The organism is Cohnella sp. OV330 (assembly GCF_900112065.1).
Classification (GTDB): Bacteria; Bacillota; Bacilli; order Paenibacillales; family Paenibacillaceae; genus Cohnella.
In genome coordinates this window covers 158,163-177,350 of sequence record NZ_FOKE01000001.1, presented here as the reverse complement: position 1 = coordinate 177,350, position 19,188 = coordinate 158,163, and the positions used below count along the sequence as shown (strand labels likewise).

Genomic DNA, 19,188 nt, shown 5'->3' with positions numbered 1-19,188 from the left:
GGGAACGCGGATGAAAGGCAGGACGAGCATGAAGAAGAAAAGGTTATGGCCCGGCATCGCGCTGACGCTGATGCTCAGCATGCTGGCGAGCGCGTGCAGCAACAACGGGAACAACGGAAGCGGCGCGTCCTCGTCTGCACCGGCATCGACGGCGCCTGCATCGTCGACTGCGGCATCCACCGCCGGCGCGTCGGCCGACGCGATCGATACGTCCGAACCTGTCACGTTGAAGATGGTCTTGCTCGGCCCAAAGCCGGCTGACACGGACGAGGTGTACGGGGAAGTCAACAAGATCCTGAAGGAAAAAATCAATGCCACGATAGAGCTGCGATTCCTCGACTGGAACGAGCATGCGCAAAAGTATCCGCTCATGTTTGCGGCAAACGAAGATTTCGACATGGCCTTCACAAGCTCCTGGTCGTTCTATCAACCGACGGCCCGCAAGGGCGGATTCTTGGAGCTAACGGAAGACATGCTCAAGAAGTACGCGCCGACATCCTGGGAAAAAGAGGATCCGCTCGGTTGGAAGCAAGCCAGAGTGGACGGCAAACTCTACATGGTTCCATACGATTACTTCGAATCCGGATATGCGATGGCGATTATCCGCGGGGATTTGAGAGAGAAATACAATCTGCCTGAAGTGAAGTCGCAAGTCGATTTCGCCAACTTCCTGGAGACGATCGCCCAGAACGAGAAAGGCATCATTCCCTTCGGCGGACCGAGCGTTAACTTGAACGGCACGGCCATGCCGGTCATGGTCGCCGATCTGCAGCGTCTCTTCGTGCATGGCAGCGTCCCGCTCGTCTACGATATGCAGAGCGAACACCCGACGCTCGCCAACTACCTGGAGGATCCGAAGTACGTAGAGAAGTTGAATATCCTCTATGATATGGCCCAGAAAGGCGCATGGCCGAAGGATGCGATCGTATCCAAGACCGATTGGCTCGCGGCGTTCAAGGAAGGCAAGACGGCAGCCCATACCGGCAATCTCCTGACGCTGGCGGGTACGATGGACGCCATCAATCTGGCCCATCCGGAGTGGAAGCCGGAAGTCGTCGATCTCACCCCGGATGCCAAGCGATACCGCTCGCCGCTGAACGGCGGCGGGATCGGCATCCACGCCACGTCGAAGCATCCCGAGCGGGCGCTGATGGCGCTCGATCTGCTCCGCTACGACAAGGAGCTGTTCGATCTGACGACCTACGGCATCAAGGGCAAGCATTGGGAGCCGGTTGGCGACGATAAGTACAAGAGTCTGCCGGGCTCTACCGGCTATCCGCCGGACGGCGCTTGCCCATGGGGCTGGAGAACGTCCGGGCTGTACCGTCAGCTCGAAGGCGCGGCCGGCGATCTCTTGACGTCGACCTATGCCGACTGGAAAGCGAATAAAATCGTCGATACCGCGCTGGCGACATTCGTGCTGGACGACACGAATATCAAAAACGAGCTGGCTGCGCTGGGGAACGTTCAGAAAACGTACCTGCTGCCGATATACCATGGTCTCGTGAAGCCGGCCGACGGCATTCCCATCGCTCAGGAGAAGCTGAAGCAGGCGGGAATCGACAAGGTTCAGGCCGAGATGCAGAAGCAGATCGACGCGTTTATCGCGAGCAATCCGTAAACCGTAAGGCAAATAAGCAAGACCGAACGACCAAAGCGGGATACCGCGGCTCAGACTCCAAGATGCCGTTGTATCCCGCTTTTTTGATGGGCTCGGTCGATCTCTCGCAGAAAGGAGGTGAAATTGACGAACAGATCGGTCGCCTGCCTGCCGGCAGGAAATCAGGCGTCGACACGGTACGCATGGCAGGAGCATATCGGAACAAACGAGAATCCAGCCTAACGGGAAAGGATGAAAAAAATGACGGCTTACTTGACCGGAATGAGCAGAAAATGGATTTCGCTGATGTTATGTTTGGCTATGGCAGGAGGTTTGCTATTCGGTTCGACGCCGCAGCGTGCGGGGGCAGAGGAGACGGCACCGAGCGCGAATGAGGAAACGAACGCGGCGACGGCCGTCGATCCCGACACCGTCACCGTACAATTGCAAGACAGCGCCGGCAATCCGCTTGCAGGAGCGGCCGTTACCTATTACGACGCCGGATGGCATACATTAGGGACGACCGACGCAACTGGTATCGCCACGAAAATCCTGCCCGACAAATCGTATACGTTCCATATTGAATACGAAGGAACCAAGCAGGACAAGACCCAGCATACAGGCACGGATCCGCTCGTCGCATTCCAAACGGTGAACGTCAAGGTTCGGCTGAAGGACAGTCTGGGGAGTCCGCTAAGCGTGGGCACTGCTACTTATTACGGTACCGGCGGCTGGAAGCCGTTCGGCAATATAACCGGCGGCGAAGCGAGCAAAGAGATGCTCCCGGGCTCCTATACGTTCCATGTGGATTATGAAGGAACCAAAAGCGAGAAGACGCAGCAGATTGGCACGGATCCGGTCGTCATCTTTCAGACGGTGAAGGCGAAGGTGCAGCTGAAAGACAGTCAGGGGAATCCGCTTAGCGGCGGCACGGCCACCTATTACGGCTCCGAAGGCTGGAAGACCTTCGGCGCCGTAAACGGAGGAGAAGCGAGTAAAGAGCTGCTCCCGGGCTCTTATACGTTCCATGTGGATTATGAAGGCACCAAGAGCGAGAAGGCGCAGCAGATCGGCACCGATCCGATCATCTTATTCCAGACGGTGAAAGCCGTCGTGCAGCTGAAAAACCAGCAGGGCTATCAGTTGAGCGGCGGCGTCGCGTCCTATTATGGCGCGAATAGCTGGAGGACGTTCGGCACGACGGTGGGCGGCACGGTGAGCAAAGAGCTGCTGCCGGGTTCTTATGCCTTTAAGATGATGTATAACGGCGCGTCCAGCCAGCAGAACGGCGATCTGGCGGCGAATCCGACCATTCTATTCCAGGTACAAGCAATGTTTACCTTAGCCGTCGCGCCCAAGCAATCGGGGCAGTACGATCCGATCCCGGTGCCGCCGGCGGACCGTCCGCGCGTGATGGTCAACGACCAGACGCTGCCGGCGCTCAAGACGAAGCTGCAGAACACGGCGTTTAATGATGCATGGACGAAAATAAACGCCAAAGCGCAAGAGGCGGCGACGGGCAGTTTCTCTCCGCGGGGCGATAAGATCACCAACATCGACGCCAATACGGTGGAAGTCATGAAAGCGAACGCGCTTCGCTATTTAATTTACGACGATACGGCAGCCGGCCGAAAAGCGGCCACGATTGCCGTGAATATGGCGCAGACGGCGCAATGGAATCAGGACCGGACGAACGGCACGACGGTGTTCAACGTCGGCAGAGTCATGGGCAGCCTGATGTTTTTCGAATCGCTCGTGTACGACTGGTGCTACGATCTCATCGACGAGGATGCGAATGATGGCATAGACCAGAGAAAGATCGTCCGCGACGCGCTTAAGACCTGGGTCGAGAACGCCTTGGAGTACAATTATCCGTTAAATCCACCCGATATGCAGATCATCGCGGGACACGCCAACGGCGACGTGCATCATCAGTTTAAACTGGCGATGGCGATCGCGATATACGATACGGATCCCAAGTACTATAACAATATTTCTAACTTCCTCTTAAACATGACGCTGCCGGGATTCAACGTCATGCTCGACGCGGAGATGGCCTTCGAAGGCCCGGACTATGGGGACAACCGGCTTCGTTATATTATGATGGGCAACGAGCTGTGGAAGGCGATCGGCGTCCATCCGCTCTCGGACAAGGTCGGACTGGCGCTCGACAGATGGGTATACACGCGCAGATCGGACGGCTTCATCATGGCCGAGGGCGACGACTTTAACGCGAGTTACCAATCCGCTTGGAGCCGGTTCAACCATGGCAATCTCACCCACTTGCTCGCAGGCAGCGTCTACAACAATCCGAGAGCACAGAACGAGTATCTTAAACAGAATACGATTGAAGACTATTTCTACTATATGCTGTTCTTCAACCCAGCCGCGGCGTCGCAGTCCGTTTACGACACGCCGCTGTCCCGGTATTTCCCGGCGCCGTACGGCTCCATTGTAGCCCGCACAGGTTGGGACGAAGGGCAGGATTCCAAGGCCGTCGTCGCGATCATGAACATCGGCGAGCGGACCCAGACGAACCACCAGCATGTCGACGCAGGCGCGTTCTCTATGTATTACAAGGGTAATCTTGCAATCGACTCCGGTATTTACAGCGGCGTCTTCCCGGACGGAACCGCCGATGAATACGGCAAACCGCACGATCTGAACTACAACAAGCAGTCGGTCGCGCACAACGTCGTGCTGATCGAAGATCCGCTTGCATCCGACAAGGGGAGGTACTCGCCGTCGAATCAACTCTCCGTGACAGAGATTCCGAAGACGGTCGAGCAATGGAATACCGATCCCGGCTACCAGAGAGGAACGATCCTGTCTCACGCCATCGGCGAAGACGAGATGTACCCGGATTACTCGTACCTGAAGGGCGATCTCACGGAGGCGTACGGCCTGACGAGGACCGACAACTATACGAGAAGCATGGCGTTTCTGAACCTTAAGGACGACAAGCATCCTGCGGCGATGATCGTGTACGACAATATCGATACGCCGAATGCGAACGCCCAGAAAAGATGGCTTCTTCACACGATCAACGAGCCCGTTCGCGAAGGCAGCCGATTCACGAATACGGTGACGGAGCGGAGCTATGACGGAAAGATGGTCACCGACGCGCTGCTGCCGAAAGCGGACGATCTGGATGTCGAGAAGATCGGCGGTCCCGGACGCGAATTCGAAGTGGACGGCGTTAATTTCCCGAGAAATCCCGGCAATCCGAGCAACATCCAGAGCCTCGAAGCGGGCGATTGGCGAATCGAGCTTTCTAACAAGATGCCGGCAAACCATACGCAGTTTCTGAATGTGATGCAGGTGATGGATGCCGTAGAAGGCCCCGCGCCGCTTGACGTTCAATATTCCGAAACGAACGATTATGCAGGAGCCAGAATTCAGGATCGCGTCGTCTTTTTCGCCAAGGACTTCGACCTTGTGGATCAGCAAGCGACGATCGCCTTCGATGGCGCAGCGGGACAGATCTACAAGATTCTGGTGGCGGACCTCGAAGCCGGGTATTGGACGGTGGTCAAGCAGGGCGGATCCGCGGCGACCGTGAAGTATCAAGCCGTTCAAGCGGGCAATACGATTTATTTCGAGGGCACGCCGGGCACCTATACGCTGCAAAAGGCGGATGCCAGCGCGCTTCCGCTCGCTGCCAAGGTTCCTTCGGAGCCGGTGGAGCGCAAGGTGCGCGTCAGAGTCGATGCGCAGGGGCAGGATCTGGCCGTGTCGCCCCAGTTGGTGAACGGAATCCCGATGGTTCCGGCCAAGGGCGTTCTCGAAGAGCTGGGCATGACGTTTGCCTGGAACGCGACCACCAACACCGCTACGGCGACGATCGGGACCAAGACGGTTCAATTCGTGACGGGCAGCGCCACTGCGAAGATCAACAGTCAGAATGCGACGATGACCGCCGCCGCGACCGGCACGAACGAGCAGATGCTGATTCCGGCAGCTTTTATCGCGAACATCCTGAATTTCACGGTGACGTGGAAGAGTGCCGATCAAGTCGTCGAGATCGTGTCGAAAGCGCCGGCCGTCGCTCCGACCTATCAGCCGGTCGCGCTTGCGCCGGTGACGCCGATTCCGATGACGGACTTGAAAGAAATCAAGTATAAGCGCTTCAGGACGAATTACGTACCGGCGAACATTTGGAAATTGTTCGACGACGACTTCGCCAATATCTCGCGCTGGTCAGGAGACTACGGAACGCAAATCGTCTTCGACTTCGGCGCGCCGATCGAGCTCGAGCGAGTCGACATCGCGCCTCATAACTACGCGCAGACGCGGACGAACCGGTTTATGCTGTCGGTATCGCAGAACGGGGAGAATTGGACGGACGTTTACGGCGGAGATGCGGTCGGGGACGCAGGCGCCTTCATTACTTTTAACCTGCCGTCGTTGAACTGTAGATACTTCAAAGTAACCGTGTTCGGCTCGACAACGCCGCAGGTGTCGAATCCGACCTTCGTGTCGTTCTCGGAGATGAAGTTCTACGTTGAGAAATAAAAGAGATGGAAAAAGCCGGACGATGTTCGTCCGGCTTTTTGCGCGAAGTTGCTGGCCCCCCCCCCCCCCCCCCCCCCCCCCCCCCCCCCCCCCCCCCCCCCCCCCCTTCCGTCCGCGAGAAGTCTCAACCAGAAACAAACTGGCCCCCGCGCGGTCCCTTGGTCCGCGAGAAGTCTCAACCAGAAACAAACTGGCTCCCGCGCGGTCCCTTGGTCCGCGAGAAGTCTCAACTAGAAACAAACAATCCTCCGCGCTGTCCCATGGCCCGCGAAAAGTCTCAACCAGAAACAAACAATACCTCGCGATGTCCCTTGGTTCGCAAGAAGTCTCAACCAGAAACAAACGATACCCCGCGCTATCCCAAGGTCCGCGAGAAGTCCCAATCAGGAACAAAAGGCGAGTTGTGCGGTGCCGCCGCATAAGTCCGTTCAAGCCTCCTTAATTTCCTCCATGAAATCGAAAGTTTGACGGGGACGAACTTGATAGCGTTTCCATTACAATAAAGTCGATTCGTATACATGCCGTCGGGCATACGCCGAAAGGGTGAATAAAATGACCAGTTGGTTAACTGGGACGAACAAAAAGTGGATTTCCATGATGTTATGTCTGGCTATGATAGGAGGATTTTTATTTGGATTGGCCCCGCAGCGGGCGGCGGCGGTCGAGCCGCAAACGTCGGTGTCCGAGAGTGTATACGGAGATCCGGATGCCGTCAAAGTCCAGTTGAAGGACAGCAACGGCAATCCGCTCGCGGGCGCGACCGTCGATTACTACGATGCGGGTTGGAAGACGTTCGGCACGACGGATGCGACAGGCATCGCGAGCAAGACGCTGCCGGACAAGTCGTATACGTTCCATGTGGCATACGAGGGGACGTACCTGGAAAAAGCGCAGGACACGGGCGTCGATTCGCTCGTCGCTTTCCAGACGGTGAACGTCAAGGTGAAGCTGAAGGATAGCCAAGGGAATCCGCTTAGCGGCGGAGTTGTCTCTTATTACGCTTCGGGCTGGAAGACGTTCGGGACCATCGCGAACGGCGAAGTCAGTAAAGAGCTGCTGCCCGGCTCTTATACGTACAACGTAGATTATGAAGGCACGAGAACGAGCAAAGCGCAGAACACCGGCACCGATCCGGTCGTCGTCTTCCAGACGGTGAAAGCAAAAGTACAGCTCAAGGACAGCCAGGGCAGTCCGCTTAACGGCGGCACGGCGTCCTACTACGGCTCCGAAGGCTGGAAAACGTTCGGAGTCGTTGCCGGCGGCGAGGCGAGCAAGGAGCTGCTGCCGGGCAATTATACGTTCCATGTGGACTATGAAGGCACACGCATGGACAAGGCGCAGCAGATCGGCACAGATCCGGTCATCGTCTTCCGGACGGTCAAGGCGACCGTGCGGCTGAAAAACGAGCAAGGCTACCCGCTGAGCGGCGGCACGGCGTCGTATTACGCGACCGGCTGGCGGACGTTCGGCACGACGGTGGGCGGCACGGCGAGCAAGGAGCTGCTGCCGGGAACCTACACGTTCGCGATGACCTACGCTGGCAAGGTGACCGAGAAGGTCGGCGATCTGACGACCAACCCGACCATCTTGTTCCAAGCGGCGGCGCCGATTATGTTCCCCGTCGCGCCCAAGCAATCGGGCCAGTACAATCCGCTTCCGATCCCGCCGGCGGAGCGACCGCGCGTGCTCGTGAACAAGGATACGCTCCCCGCGCTGAAGGCGAGATTAAGCAACCCTGCTTTTGACGGCGTGTGGGACAGCATCAACACCAAGGCCCAAAGACAATTGACAGGCAACTTTCCAGCCAGGACGGGAACCGCATATACCAACATCGACCCGAGAACGGTCGAAGTCATGAAATCGAACGCGCTGCTCTACCTGATCCATGGCGATGAAGCTGCAGGTCAAAAAGCGGTCTCGATCGCCGTTAACATGGCGAATACGACGCAGTTGAACCCCGACCCGAGCGTCATCTTCGATGTCGCCAGACAAGCAGGCAACCTGATGTTCCTGGAGTCCGTCGTCTACGACTGGTGCTACGATCTGATGGACGAGGGACAGCGGGCGGCCATCCGCCAGGCGCTCGGCGTATGGGTCAGGACCGGTCTCGAGTATCCGTATCCGATGAAGACGAACGACAAGGTGATTCTGGCCGGGCACGCCAACGGCGAGGTGCACCATCAGTTCAAGCTGGCGATGGGCATCGCGCTGTACGAGACGAATCCCGAGTACTACAACGACATCGCGGACTATCTCCTGAATGTCACGATGCCCGGCTTCAACGTCATGCTTGACGCGGAGATGCCCTTTGAAGGCCCCGCTTATGGAGACAATCGGCTGAAGTACATTATGATGGGCAACCAGCTGTGGAAGGCGATCGGCATCGAGCCGCTCACGAGCAAGGTCGGGCTGGCGCTCGACAGACAGGTGTACACCCGCCGGCCGGACGGCTTCATCATGACGGAAGGCGACGACTTCAACACCTTCTACCAGACGCCATGGCAACGTTTCGTGCATGGCAACATTACCAACATGATCGCAGGCAGCGTCTACGGCAATCCGAGAGCGCAGAACGAGTTCCTGAAGCAGAACACTTATCAGGACGAACTATATTACATGCTGTTCTTCGATCCGGAAGCGCCGGCGCAGTCCACCTACGATACGCCGCTGTCCAAGTACTTCCCGTCGCCGTACGGCTCGATCGTGGCCCGCACGGGCTGGGATGAAGGACCGGACTCCAAATCGGTCGTCGCGGTGATGAATATCGGGGAACGGACCCAGACCAACCACCAGCATGTCGACGCCGGCGCGTTCTCGATGTACTACAAGGGTTACCTGGCGCTCGACTCAGGCATTTACAACGGCGAGCCCTTCCCCAACGGGACTCCCGACGAATACGGCCAGCCGCACGACCTGAACTACAACAAGCAGTCGGTCGCGCACAACGTCGTGCTGATCGAAGACCCGCTTGCGAATGCGGCTGATCAGGGGAGATTCTCGCCGTCGAATCAACGCTCCGTGACGGAGATTCCAAGGACGGTCGAGCAGTGGAATACCGACCCCGGCTACCAGAGGGGGACGATCTTGTCCCACGCCATCGGCGACGACGAGATGTATCCGGATTATTCGTACTTGAAAGGCGAACTCACGGAGGCGTACGGGAAGACGAGGACCGATAATTATACGAGGAGCATGGCGTTCCTGAACTTTAAGGACGACGAGCATCCTGCGGCGATGATCGTGTACGACAATATCGACACGCCGAATGCGAACGCCAAAAAAAGATGGTTGCTTCACACGATCAATGAGCCGGTCCGCGAAGGCAGCCGGTTCACGAATACGGTGACGGAGCGCGGTTATGAAGGCAAGATGGTCACCGACGCGCTGCTGCCAAAGGCCGACGATCTGAAGGTTGAGAAAATCGGCGGACCCGGACGCGAATACGAGGTAGACGGCGTTAATTACCCGAGAAAGCCCGGAAGTACCACCAACATCCAAAGTCTCGAAGCGGGCGACTGGCGAATCGAGCTCTCGAACGAAGCGCCTGCGAACCAGACGCGATTCCTGAACGTCATGCAGGTGATGGACGCCGTAGACGGTCCAGCGCCGCAGGATGTGCACTACTCCGAGACTGACGATTATGCGGGCGCCAGAATCTACGATCGCGTCGTCTTTTTCGCCAAGGACTTCGGTCTGATCGATCAGGAAGCGACGATTGCCTTCGACGGCGAGGCAGGCCAGACTTATAAAGTTCTGGTAACAGACCTTGCCGAGGGCGATTGGACCGCCGTGAAGGCAGGCGATACGGCATCTGTGAAGTATAAAGTCGTCAAAGACGGCAATACGCTTTACTTCCAAGGGACGCCGGGCACGTATACGCTGCAAAAGACGAACGCAAGCGCGCTTCCGTACGCCGACGAGGTACCGTCTGAGCCGATGGAGCGAAAGATCCGCGTCCGCATCGACGGACAGGGCTTGGATCTTGACGTCGCGCCGCAGCTGGCGGGCGACAGCGTGATGGTGCCGGCGGAGGAGGTCCTCGAAGCGCTCGGCATGGACGCGGCGTGGAACGAAGCCGCCCAGACCGTGACGGCGACCAAAGACAACACGACGATCGTCGTGACGGCGGGCAGCGCTGCTGCGACGGTCAACGCCGCGAGCGTGACGATGGACGAACCGGCTACGCTTGAAGGCGGCCAGCTGTTGATCCCGGTGAACTTTATCGGGGAGAGCCTGGATCTCGACGTGACTTGGGACAGCGATGCGCGAGTGGCCAACATCGTGACCCTGCCGCCGCCGGAGATGCTCCAATGGGAGCGAGTGCCGCTTGCGCCGGTGACGCCGATCCCGATCGCAAATCTCAAGGAAAAAATGTACGCAAGCTATACCGCGACTATCGCTCCGGAAAACGTGCCGAAATTGTTCGATAATATCCAGTCCAATAACTCGCGGTGGTCAGGCAATTTCGGGACGCATATCGACTTCGACTTCGGGGAGACGATTCAACTGGAACGATTCGACCTCGCCATCTACAACGGTCACACCCGGTCGAGCCGGATCATGTTCTCCGTCTCGGACGACGGCGTGAACTGGACGAACGTGTACGGCGGCGATACGGTCGGCGATACCAGCGACTTCATGCCGTTCAACTTCCCGTCGATCGATGCGAGATACTTCAGAGTGGCGGTGTTCGGATCGACGGACGCGCTGGTCAATCCGGAGTGGGTGTCGTTCTCGGAGATGAAGTTTTATGTGAAAAAGTAGTTTCGGAATGCAGGAAGCCGGGCGCGTGCGCCCGGCTTTTTGGCGTAGCCGCGGACGCCGCTCTTCCGGACCGAGAGAAGTCTCGACTAGGAACAAACAAGCCCCCGCGTCTTAACTTTGACCATGAAATCGAAAGATTGACGGGGACGATCTTGATAGCGTTTCCATTAAAATGAAATCGATTCGTATACTTGCCGCCCAGGCATCGGCGAAAGGGTGAATAGAATGGCCAGTTGGTTAACTGGAACGAACAAAAAGTGGATTTCCATGCTTTTATGCTTAGCGATGATTGGAGGGTTTTTATTTGGATTGGCCCCGCAGCGGGCGGCGGCGGTCGAGCCGCAAACGTCGGTGTCCGAGAGTGTATACGGAGATCCGGATGCCGTCAAAGTCCAGTTGAAGGACAGCAACGGCAATCCGCTCGCGGGCGCGACCGTCGATTACTACGATGCGGGTTGGAAGACGTTCGGCACGACGGATGCGACAGGCATCGCGAGCAAGACGCTGCCGGACAAGTCGTATACGTTCCATGTGGCATACGAGGGGACGTACCTGGAAAAAGCGCAGGACACGGGCGTCGATTCGCTCGTCGCTTTCCAGACGGTGAACGTCAAGGTGAAGCTGAAGGATAGCCAAGGGAATCCGCTTAACGGCGGAGTCGTCTCTTATTACGCTTCCGGCTGGAAAACGTTCGGGACCATCGCGAACGGCGAGGCCAGCAAAGAGCTGCTGCCCGGCTCGTATACGTACAACGTGGACTATGCAGGCACGCGAACGAGCAAAGCGCAAGATACCGGCGCCGATCCCGTCATCGTCTTCCAGACGGTCAAGGCGAAGGTGCAGCTGAAGGACAGCCAGGGCAACCCGCTTAGCGGAGGTACGGCCTCCTATTACGGCTCCGAAGGCTGGAAAACGTTCGGCGAAGTCGCCGGCGGCGAGGCGAGCAAGGAGCTGCTGCCGGGCAACTATACGTTCCATGTGGACTACGAAGGCACCCGGATGGACAAAGCGCAGCAGATCGGCGCCGATCCTGTCATCGTTTTCCGGACGGTCAAGGCGACCGTGCAGCTGAAAAACGAGCAAGGCTACCCGCTGACCGGCGGCGCGGCGTCGTATTATGCGACCGGCTGGCGGACGTTCGGGACGACGGTGGGCGGCACGGCGAGCAAGGAACTGTTGCCGGGCACCTATACGTTTGCGATGACCTATCAAGGCAAAGTCACCGAGAAGGTCGGGGATTTGACGACCAACCCGATCATTCTGTTCCAGGCGCAGGCGCCGATCATCTTCCCCGTGGCGCCCAAGCAATCCGGCCAGTACAAGCCGCTTCCGATCCCGCCGGCGGAGCGCCCGCGCGTGCTCGTGAACAAGGATACGCTCCCCGCGCTTAAGGCGAGGTTGAGCAACCCTGCTTTTGACGACGTATGGGCGAACATCAACACCAAAGCGCAAAGGCAGCTGACCGGCAACTTCCCGCCCAGAACGGGAACCGCTTATACCAACATCGACCCGAGAACGGTCGAGGTCATGAAGTCCAACGCGCTTCTCTACCTGATCCATGGCGATGAGGCGGCGGGTGAAAAGGCGGTCTCGATCGCCGTTAACATGGCGAATACGACACAGTTGAACCCCGACAAGGGCGTCATTTTCGATGTGGGCAGAGAAGTCGGCACCCTGATGTTCCTGGAATCCGTCGTCTACGACTGGTGCTACGATCTGATGGACGAGGGGCAGCGGGCGGCCGTCCGCCAGGCGCTGGGCGTGTGGGTCAGGACCGGTCTCGAATACCCGTACCCGATGAAGCAGAATGATAAGTATATTCTGGCCGGGCACGCCAACGGCGACGTGCACCATCAGTTCAAGCTGGCGATGGGAATCGCGGTGTACGACACCAATCCCGAGTACTATAACGACGTTGCGGACTTCCTCTTGAATGTGAGCCTGCCAGGCTACAATGTCATGCTCGACGCGGAGATGCCCTTCGAAGGCCCCGCTTATGGGGACAATCGGCTCAGGTACATCATGATGGGCAATCAGCTGTGGAAAGGGATCGGCATCGAGCCGCTCACGAGCAAGATCGGACTAGCGCTAGACAGGCAGGTGTATACCCGCCGGCCTGACGGCTTCATCATGACGGAAGGCGACGACTTCAATACCTACTACCAAGTGCCGTGGAGCAGATTCGTACTTGGCAATATTACCAGCATGATCGCAGGCAGCGTATACCGGAATCCGAGAGCTCAGAACGAGTTCCTGAAGCAGAACACGTATCAGGACGAACTGTATTACATGTTGTTCTTCGATCCGGAAGCGCCCGCGCAATCCACCTACGATACGCCGCTGTCCAAGTACTTCCCGGCGCCGTACGGCTCGATCGTGGCCCGCACGGGCTGGGATGACGGACCGGATTCCAAATCGGTCGTCGCGGTCATGAATATCGGGGAGCGGACCCAGACCAACCACCAACATGTCGACGCCGGCGCGTTCTCAATGTACTACAAGGGTTACCTGGCGATTGATTCCGGTATTTACAACGGCGTCTTCCCGAACGGATCCTTCGACGAATACGGCAATCCGCACGACCTGAACTACAACAAGCAGTCGGTCGCGCATAACGTCGTGCTGATCGAAGACCCGCTTGCTTCTGCGAATGATCAGGGAAAGTTCTCCCCGTCGAATCAACGCTCCGTGACGGAGATCCCAAGAACGGTCGAGCAATGGAATACCAGTCCGGATTACCAGAGAGGAACGATCTTGTCCCACGCCATCGGCGACGACGAGATGTATCCGGATTACTCGTATCTGAAGGGCGAGCTTACGGAGGCGTACGGCAAGACGAGGACCGAAGACTATACGAGGAGCATGGCGTTCCTGAACTTCAAGGACGACGAGCATCCTGCGGCGATGATCGTGTACGACAATATCGACACGCCGAATGCGAACGCAAAGAAAAGATGGCTGCTTCACACGATAGGCGAGCCGGTTCGGGAAGGCAGCCGATTCACGAATACGGTGACGGAGCGGGGCTATGAAGGCAAGATGGTCACCGACGCGCTGCTGCCTAAGGCGGTTGACCTGAAGGTCGAGAAGATCGGCGGTCCCGGACGCGAATTCGAAGTGGACGGCGTTAATTTCCCGAGAGCTCCCGGCAATCCGGCCAACATCCAGAGCCTCGAAGCGGGCGACTGGCGGATCGAGCTCTCGAACCAAGCGCCTGCGAACCAGACGCGCTTCCTGAACGTCATGCAGGTGATGGACGCCGTCGAAGGTCCTTCGCCGCTGGATGTGCACTATTCCGAGACGGACGATTATGCAGGAGCAAGAATCTACGATCGCGTCGTCTTTTTCGCCAAGGACTTCGGCCTGACCGATCAGGAAGCGACGATCGCCTTCGACGGCGAAGCAGGCCAGACTTATAAGATCCTGGTGGCCGACCTTGCGGAAGGCGACTGGACCGCCGTGAAGGCGGGCGAGACGGCGTCGGCGAAGCATAAAGTCGTCAAAGACGGCAATACGCTCTACTTCGAGGGGACGCCGGGCACGTATACGCTGCAAAAGACGAACGCAAGCGCGCTTCCGTACGCCGACGAGGTTCCGTCGGAGACGGTGGAGCGGAAGATCCGCGTCCGCATCGACGGACAAGGCGTGGATCTTGATGTCGAGCCGCAGCTGGCGGGCAACAGCGTGATGGTGCCGGCTGAGGATGTCCTTGAAGCGCTCGGCATGGACGTGACGTGGAACGAAGCCGCTCAAACCGTGACGGCCACCAAAGACGGCACGACGATCGTGGTGACGGCGGACAGCGATACGGCGACGGTGAACGGCGCAAGCGTGACGATGGACGAACCGGCATCCTTGGTCGATAACCGACTGCTGATCCCGGTCGGCTTTATCGGGGAAAGCCTGGATCACGACGTGACGTGGGACAGCGATGCGCTGGTGGCCGACATCGTGACCCTGCCGCCGCCGGAAGTGCTCCAGTGGGAGAGAGTGCCGCTGGCGCCGGTCACCCCGATCCCGATCGCGGACCTCAAAGAAAAAATGTATGCGAGCTTTACCGCGACGTACGGTCCGGAAAACGTGCCGAAAATGTTCGATAATATTCAGTCCAATACCTCGCGGTGGGCGGGAAATATCGGATCCCATATCGACTTCGACTTCGGGGAGACGATCCAACTGGAGAGATTCGATGCCGCGTTCTACAACGGTCATACGAGATCGAGCAGAATCATGTTCTCCGTCTCGGACGACGGCGTGAACTGGACGAACGTGTACGGCGGCGATACGGTCGGCGACACCAGCAACTTCATTCCGTTCAACTTCCCGTCGATCCATGCGAGATACTTCAGGGTGGCGGTGTTCGGATCGACGGACGCGATACTGAGTCCTGAATGGGTATCGATCTCCGAGATGAAGTTTTTCGTAAAAAAGTAGCGTTTAATCAATAGGTCTACAGCCGAGCGAATGAGGCTCGGCTGTTTTCCGGTTTATAATCGACTTAAAGGGGGGGACAGGGATGAAAAAATGGGGATTGGCGGCGATCCTCGCGATGAGCTTGCTGGCTGCCGCATGCAGCGGCGGGAACGGCGGCGGAGATGCGTCTTCGCCGGCTGCGACGCAGGCGCCTTCCGGCAGCGCGGCGACCAGTGCGTTCGATACGTCCAAGCCCGTCACGCTCAAGCTGGTGCTGCTCGGCCCGAAGCCCGCCGACACGGACGAGGTGTACGCGGAGGTCAACAAGATCCTCAAGGAAAAAATCAATGCCACGCTCGAGGTGCGATTTCTCGCTTGGAACGAATATATCCAGAAGTATCCGCTCATGTTCGCGGCGAACGAAGACTTCGACTTGGCTTTTACGAGCTCCTGGGCGTTCTATCAGCCGACGGCGCGCAAGGGCGGCTTCCTGGAATTGCCCGAAGACATGATCAAGAAGTACTTGCCGACGACCTGGGCGAAGCAGGATCCGCTGGGCTGGGAGCAGGCGAGCGTAGACGGCAAGCTCTATATGGTACCGAACGATATTTTCGAATCCGGCTACGCACTGGCGATCATCCGCGGCGATTTGAGGGAGAAGTACGATTTGCCGGCAGTGGATTCGCAAGCCGACTTTGTCAACTATCTGGCGACGGTCGCCAAATTCGAGAAGGACATCGCCCCGTTCGGCGGGCCGAGCACGAACCTGAACGGCGTCGCCATGCCGGTCATGTTCGCCGATCTCGAGCGTCTCTTCGTGAACGGCAGCGTCCCGCTCGTCTACGAAATGGACAGCGAGCATCCGAAGCTTTACAACTACTTGGACGATCCCAAGTACATCGCGAAGTTCAACGCGCTTTACGATATGGCCCGACAGGGGTTGTGGCCCAAAGAATCCATCGTCTCCAAGACCGATTGGCACGCGGCGTTCAAGGCAGGCAAGACGGCGGCCGACTCCGGCAATCTCCCTACCGTTGCGGGCACGATGGAAGCGATCCTGCTTGCCCATCCGGAGTGGAAGCCCGAAGTCGTCGATCTCACGCCGAATGCCAAGCGGTATAGGTCCCCGCTGATCAGCAACGGCATCGGCATCCACGCCACCTCCAAAAATCCGGAGCGTGCGCTCATGGCGCTGGATCTGCTCCGCTACGACAAGGAACTGTTCGACCTGACCACGTACGGCATCAAAGGCAAGCACTGGGAGCCTGTCGGAGATTACAAATACAAGAGCCTGCCGGGTTCCGCCGGATATCCGCCCGACGGCGCTTGCCCGTGGGGCTGGCGCACGCCCGAGCTATACCGTCAGCCTGAAGGGGCGGCCGGAGAGTTGATCAAGTCCTTTTACGATAAATGGAAGGCAGACAATATCGTCGACACCAAGCTGGCGACATTCGTGCTGGACGATACGAACATTAAAAACGAGCTGGCTGCGCTCGGCAATGTGCAGAAAACCTATCTGCTGCCGATCTACCACGGCCTCGTGAAGCCGGAGGAAGGCATCCCGATCGCCAAGGAGAAGCTGAAGCAGGCGGGGATCGACAAGGTCCAGGCCGAGATGCAGAAGCAGATCGACGCGTTTATCCAAAGCCATCCGTAAACCCCATTCGCAGCGCCGCCACGCTCGCGATCTTAATTTTGGACATGAAGTCATAAGATTGAAGGGGTCCGATCGCAGAGCGGCCCCCCTATAATAAAAGGGATGCGGCGAAGGACGAAAGGCAGGGTCGGCACATGAAAATCGATCGAATTACGTTAAGGCGCGTTCAAGCGCCTTTAAAAGCTCCGTTCGAGACCAGCTTCATACGGATGGAAAAAAAGGATTGCGCGATCGTCAGCGTCCACGGCGACGGCGCGACCGGATATGGAGAGAGCACGGCTTTCTCCGCCCCTTATTACAACGAAGAAACGACGGATACGATCTGGTATATGCTGGAGCAATATTTGGTGCCCGCTTTGGCGGGCAGGGAAGTGGCGCATCCCGACGAGATATCGGCGCTGTTCGCGCCGATCCGACGCCATCATATGGCGATCGCGACGATCGAGACGGCAGTCTGGGATTTGTACGCGAAACGGGAAGGCGTCTCGCTGTCGCAAGCGCTGGGCGGCACGAAGCAGGAGCTCGACGTGGGCGTGAGCATCGGCATCGAGCCGACGGTCGAGGCGGTCGTCCGGAACGTCGAGCGATTCGTGGAGCAGGGCTACAAACGGATCAAGGTGAAGATCAAGCCGGGCTTCGATATCCGGCTGGTCGACGCGATCCGCCGGAAGTTCGGGGATTCGCTGCCGCTCATGGTCGACGCGAATTCCGCCTACACGCTGGCGGACGTGCCGCTTTTGAAGGCGCTGGACCCCTATAACCTGATGATGATCGAGCAGCCGCTGGCGCATGACGACATCGTCGACCATGCCGCGCTGCAGCGGGAGCTGCGGACGCCGATCTGTCTCGACGAGAGCATCCATACGCTCGCGGATGCGCGACACGCCATCGAGCTCGGCAGCTGCCGGATCATCAACATCAAGCTCGGCCGGGTCGGCGGATTCACGAACGCGAAGAAGATCCACGACCTCTGCATGGAACGCGGCATACCGGTCTGGTGCGGCGGGATGCTGGAGCTCGGTATCGGCCGTCTGCACAATGTCGCGCTCTCTTCGTTGTCCAATTTCACGATACCGGGAGACGTGTCGGCATCCAGCCGATTCTGGGAGCGGGACGTCGTCGTACCGGAGGTCGACCTGATTCGACCGGGCGTACTGGCCGTGCCGACCGGATCGGGGATCGGCCATGAGGTGTGCGAGCGCACGCTGGACGAATGGACCGTCGCCAAACTGACGCGAGACGCATAAAGAAGTTTGGCAAAAGGAGAGGACGATCGCATGGCCAAGCATGTCAAAATCAGCTGCATGGCGCCGCCGCTCAAAGAGGTCGATCCCGGCCAAGGGTTTGAAGGCGTCGTGACGCAGATGATCGCCAAATGGGAGGCGCAGCTGCAGCAGGTGCTGCCGGAGCGGCCCGACTTCATCGTATTGCCGGAGTGCTGCGACGATCCGTACATGAAGGATATGAGCACGGAGTGGCTCTACGATTATTATCGCTATCGCGGGTACCGGATTCGCGACTATTTTGCCGGGATCGCGCGCGCCAATCGGTGCTACATCGCTTATTCGGCCAACCTGGAGATGCCGGACGGCAGCTTCCGCAACGCGACGCATGTGCTCGACCGCTCCGGCGAGGTGTGCGGCACGTACAACAAAAACTTCATCACGATCCGTCAGAAGTCGAATTCGGATACGTTGTACGGCAAGGAAGCGGATGTCATCGAGACTGATTTCGGCCGCGTTGCCTGCATCATCTGCTTCGACGTTAATTTCGACGAACTGCGGGAGCGGTATATGCAGCAAAAGCCCGATCTCATCGTGTTCTCCTCGGCTTACCACGGAGGCATGATGACCTCTTATTGGGCCTATACGTGCAGGGCTTACTTTGCGGGCGCGATCTGGCGGCCCGGGATCTGTTCGATCTTGAATCCGGTGGGCGACGTCGTGGCGAAGAGCACGCTCTTCTATCCGCACGTGACGGAGACGGTGAATATGGACCGCGCGGTCGTGCATTACGATTTTAATTGGGAAAAGCTCGAGGCGGCGAAACGGAAGTACGGCTATAAGCTCAAGATTAGCGACCCGACCCAGCTGAACGCGTTCGTGATCTCGAGCGAGACGGACGAATTCACGATTCAGGATATCGTTCGGGAGTTCGATCTGGAATTGCTGGACGACTATTGGGCGAGATGCCGGGAAGATCGCGCCAAGCCGGGTCATCTCGAGCCGTGAGGAAGGTT

General features: G+C 58.1%; 7 protein-coding genes. All 7 read left to right on the top strand.

Annotated features, from left to right (window positions below; all coding sequences use genetic code 11):
- The first annotated feature begins 10 nt into the window (after positions 1-10).
- The 7 genes from BM235_RS00715 (at position 11) to BM235_RS00680 (ending at position 19,180) form a co-directional block, all read left to right on the top strand.
- Positions 11-1,621 carry an ABC transporter substrate-binding protein gene (locus tag BM235_RS00715; protein ID WP_255374001.1) on the top strand — a complete coding sequence of 537 codons (1,611 nt, stop codon included), beginning with the start codon at positions 11-13 and terminating at the stop codon, positions 1,619-1,621.
- 312 nt (positions 1,622-1,933) lie between these two features.
- Positions 1,934-6,115 (top strand): stalk domain-containing protein, encoded by a 4,182-nt coding sequence (locus BM235_RS00710; protein WP_158543641.1) that lies wholly within the window; start codon positions 1,934-1,936, stop codon positions 6,113-6,115.
- Positions 6,116-6,751: 636 nt separating this feature from the next.
- Complete coding sequence (locus tag BM235_RS00700) at positions 6,752-10,879, top strand: stalk domain-containing protein (RefSeq protein ID WP_158543640.1); 4,128 nt, start codon at positions 6,752-6,754, stop codon at positions 10,877-10,879.
- Positions 10,880-11,188: 309 nt separating this feature from the next.
- Positions 11,189-15,313 carry a stalk domain-containing protein gene (locus BM235_RS00695; RefSeq protein ID WP_177244170.1) on the top strand — a complete coding sequence of 1,375 codons (4,125 nt, stop codon included), beginning with the start codon at positions 11,189-11,191 and terminating at the stop codon, positions 15,311-15,313.
- Positions 15,314-15,395: 82 nt separating this feature from the next.
- On the top strand, positions 15,396-16,949 hold the full coding sequence (locus BM235_RS00690) for an ABC transporter substrate-binding protein (RefSeq protein ID WP_090108616.1): 1,554 nt from the start codon (positions 15,396-15,398) through the stop codon (positions 16,947-16,949).
- Between the two features lie 134 nt (positions 16,950-17,083).
- Complete coding sequence (gene menC, locus BM235_RS00685; protein WP_090108615.1) at positions 17,084-18,196, top strand: o-succinylbenzoate synthase; 1,113 nt, start codon at positions 17,084-17,086, stop codon at positions 18,194-18,196.
- A 30-nt stretch (positions 18,197-18,226) separates the two neighbouring features.
- A complete protein-coding gene (locus tag BM235_RS00680; RefSeq protein WP_090108614.1) occupies positions 18,227-19,180 on the top strand; it encodes a carbon-nitrogen hydrolase family protein in 954 nt (317 codons plus the stop codon).
- The last annotated feature ends 8 nt before the right edge of the window (positions 19,181-19,188 follow it).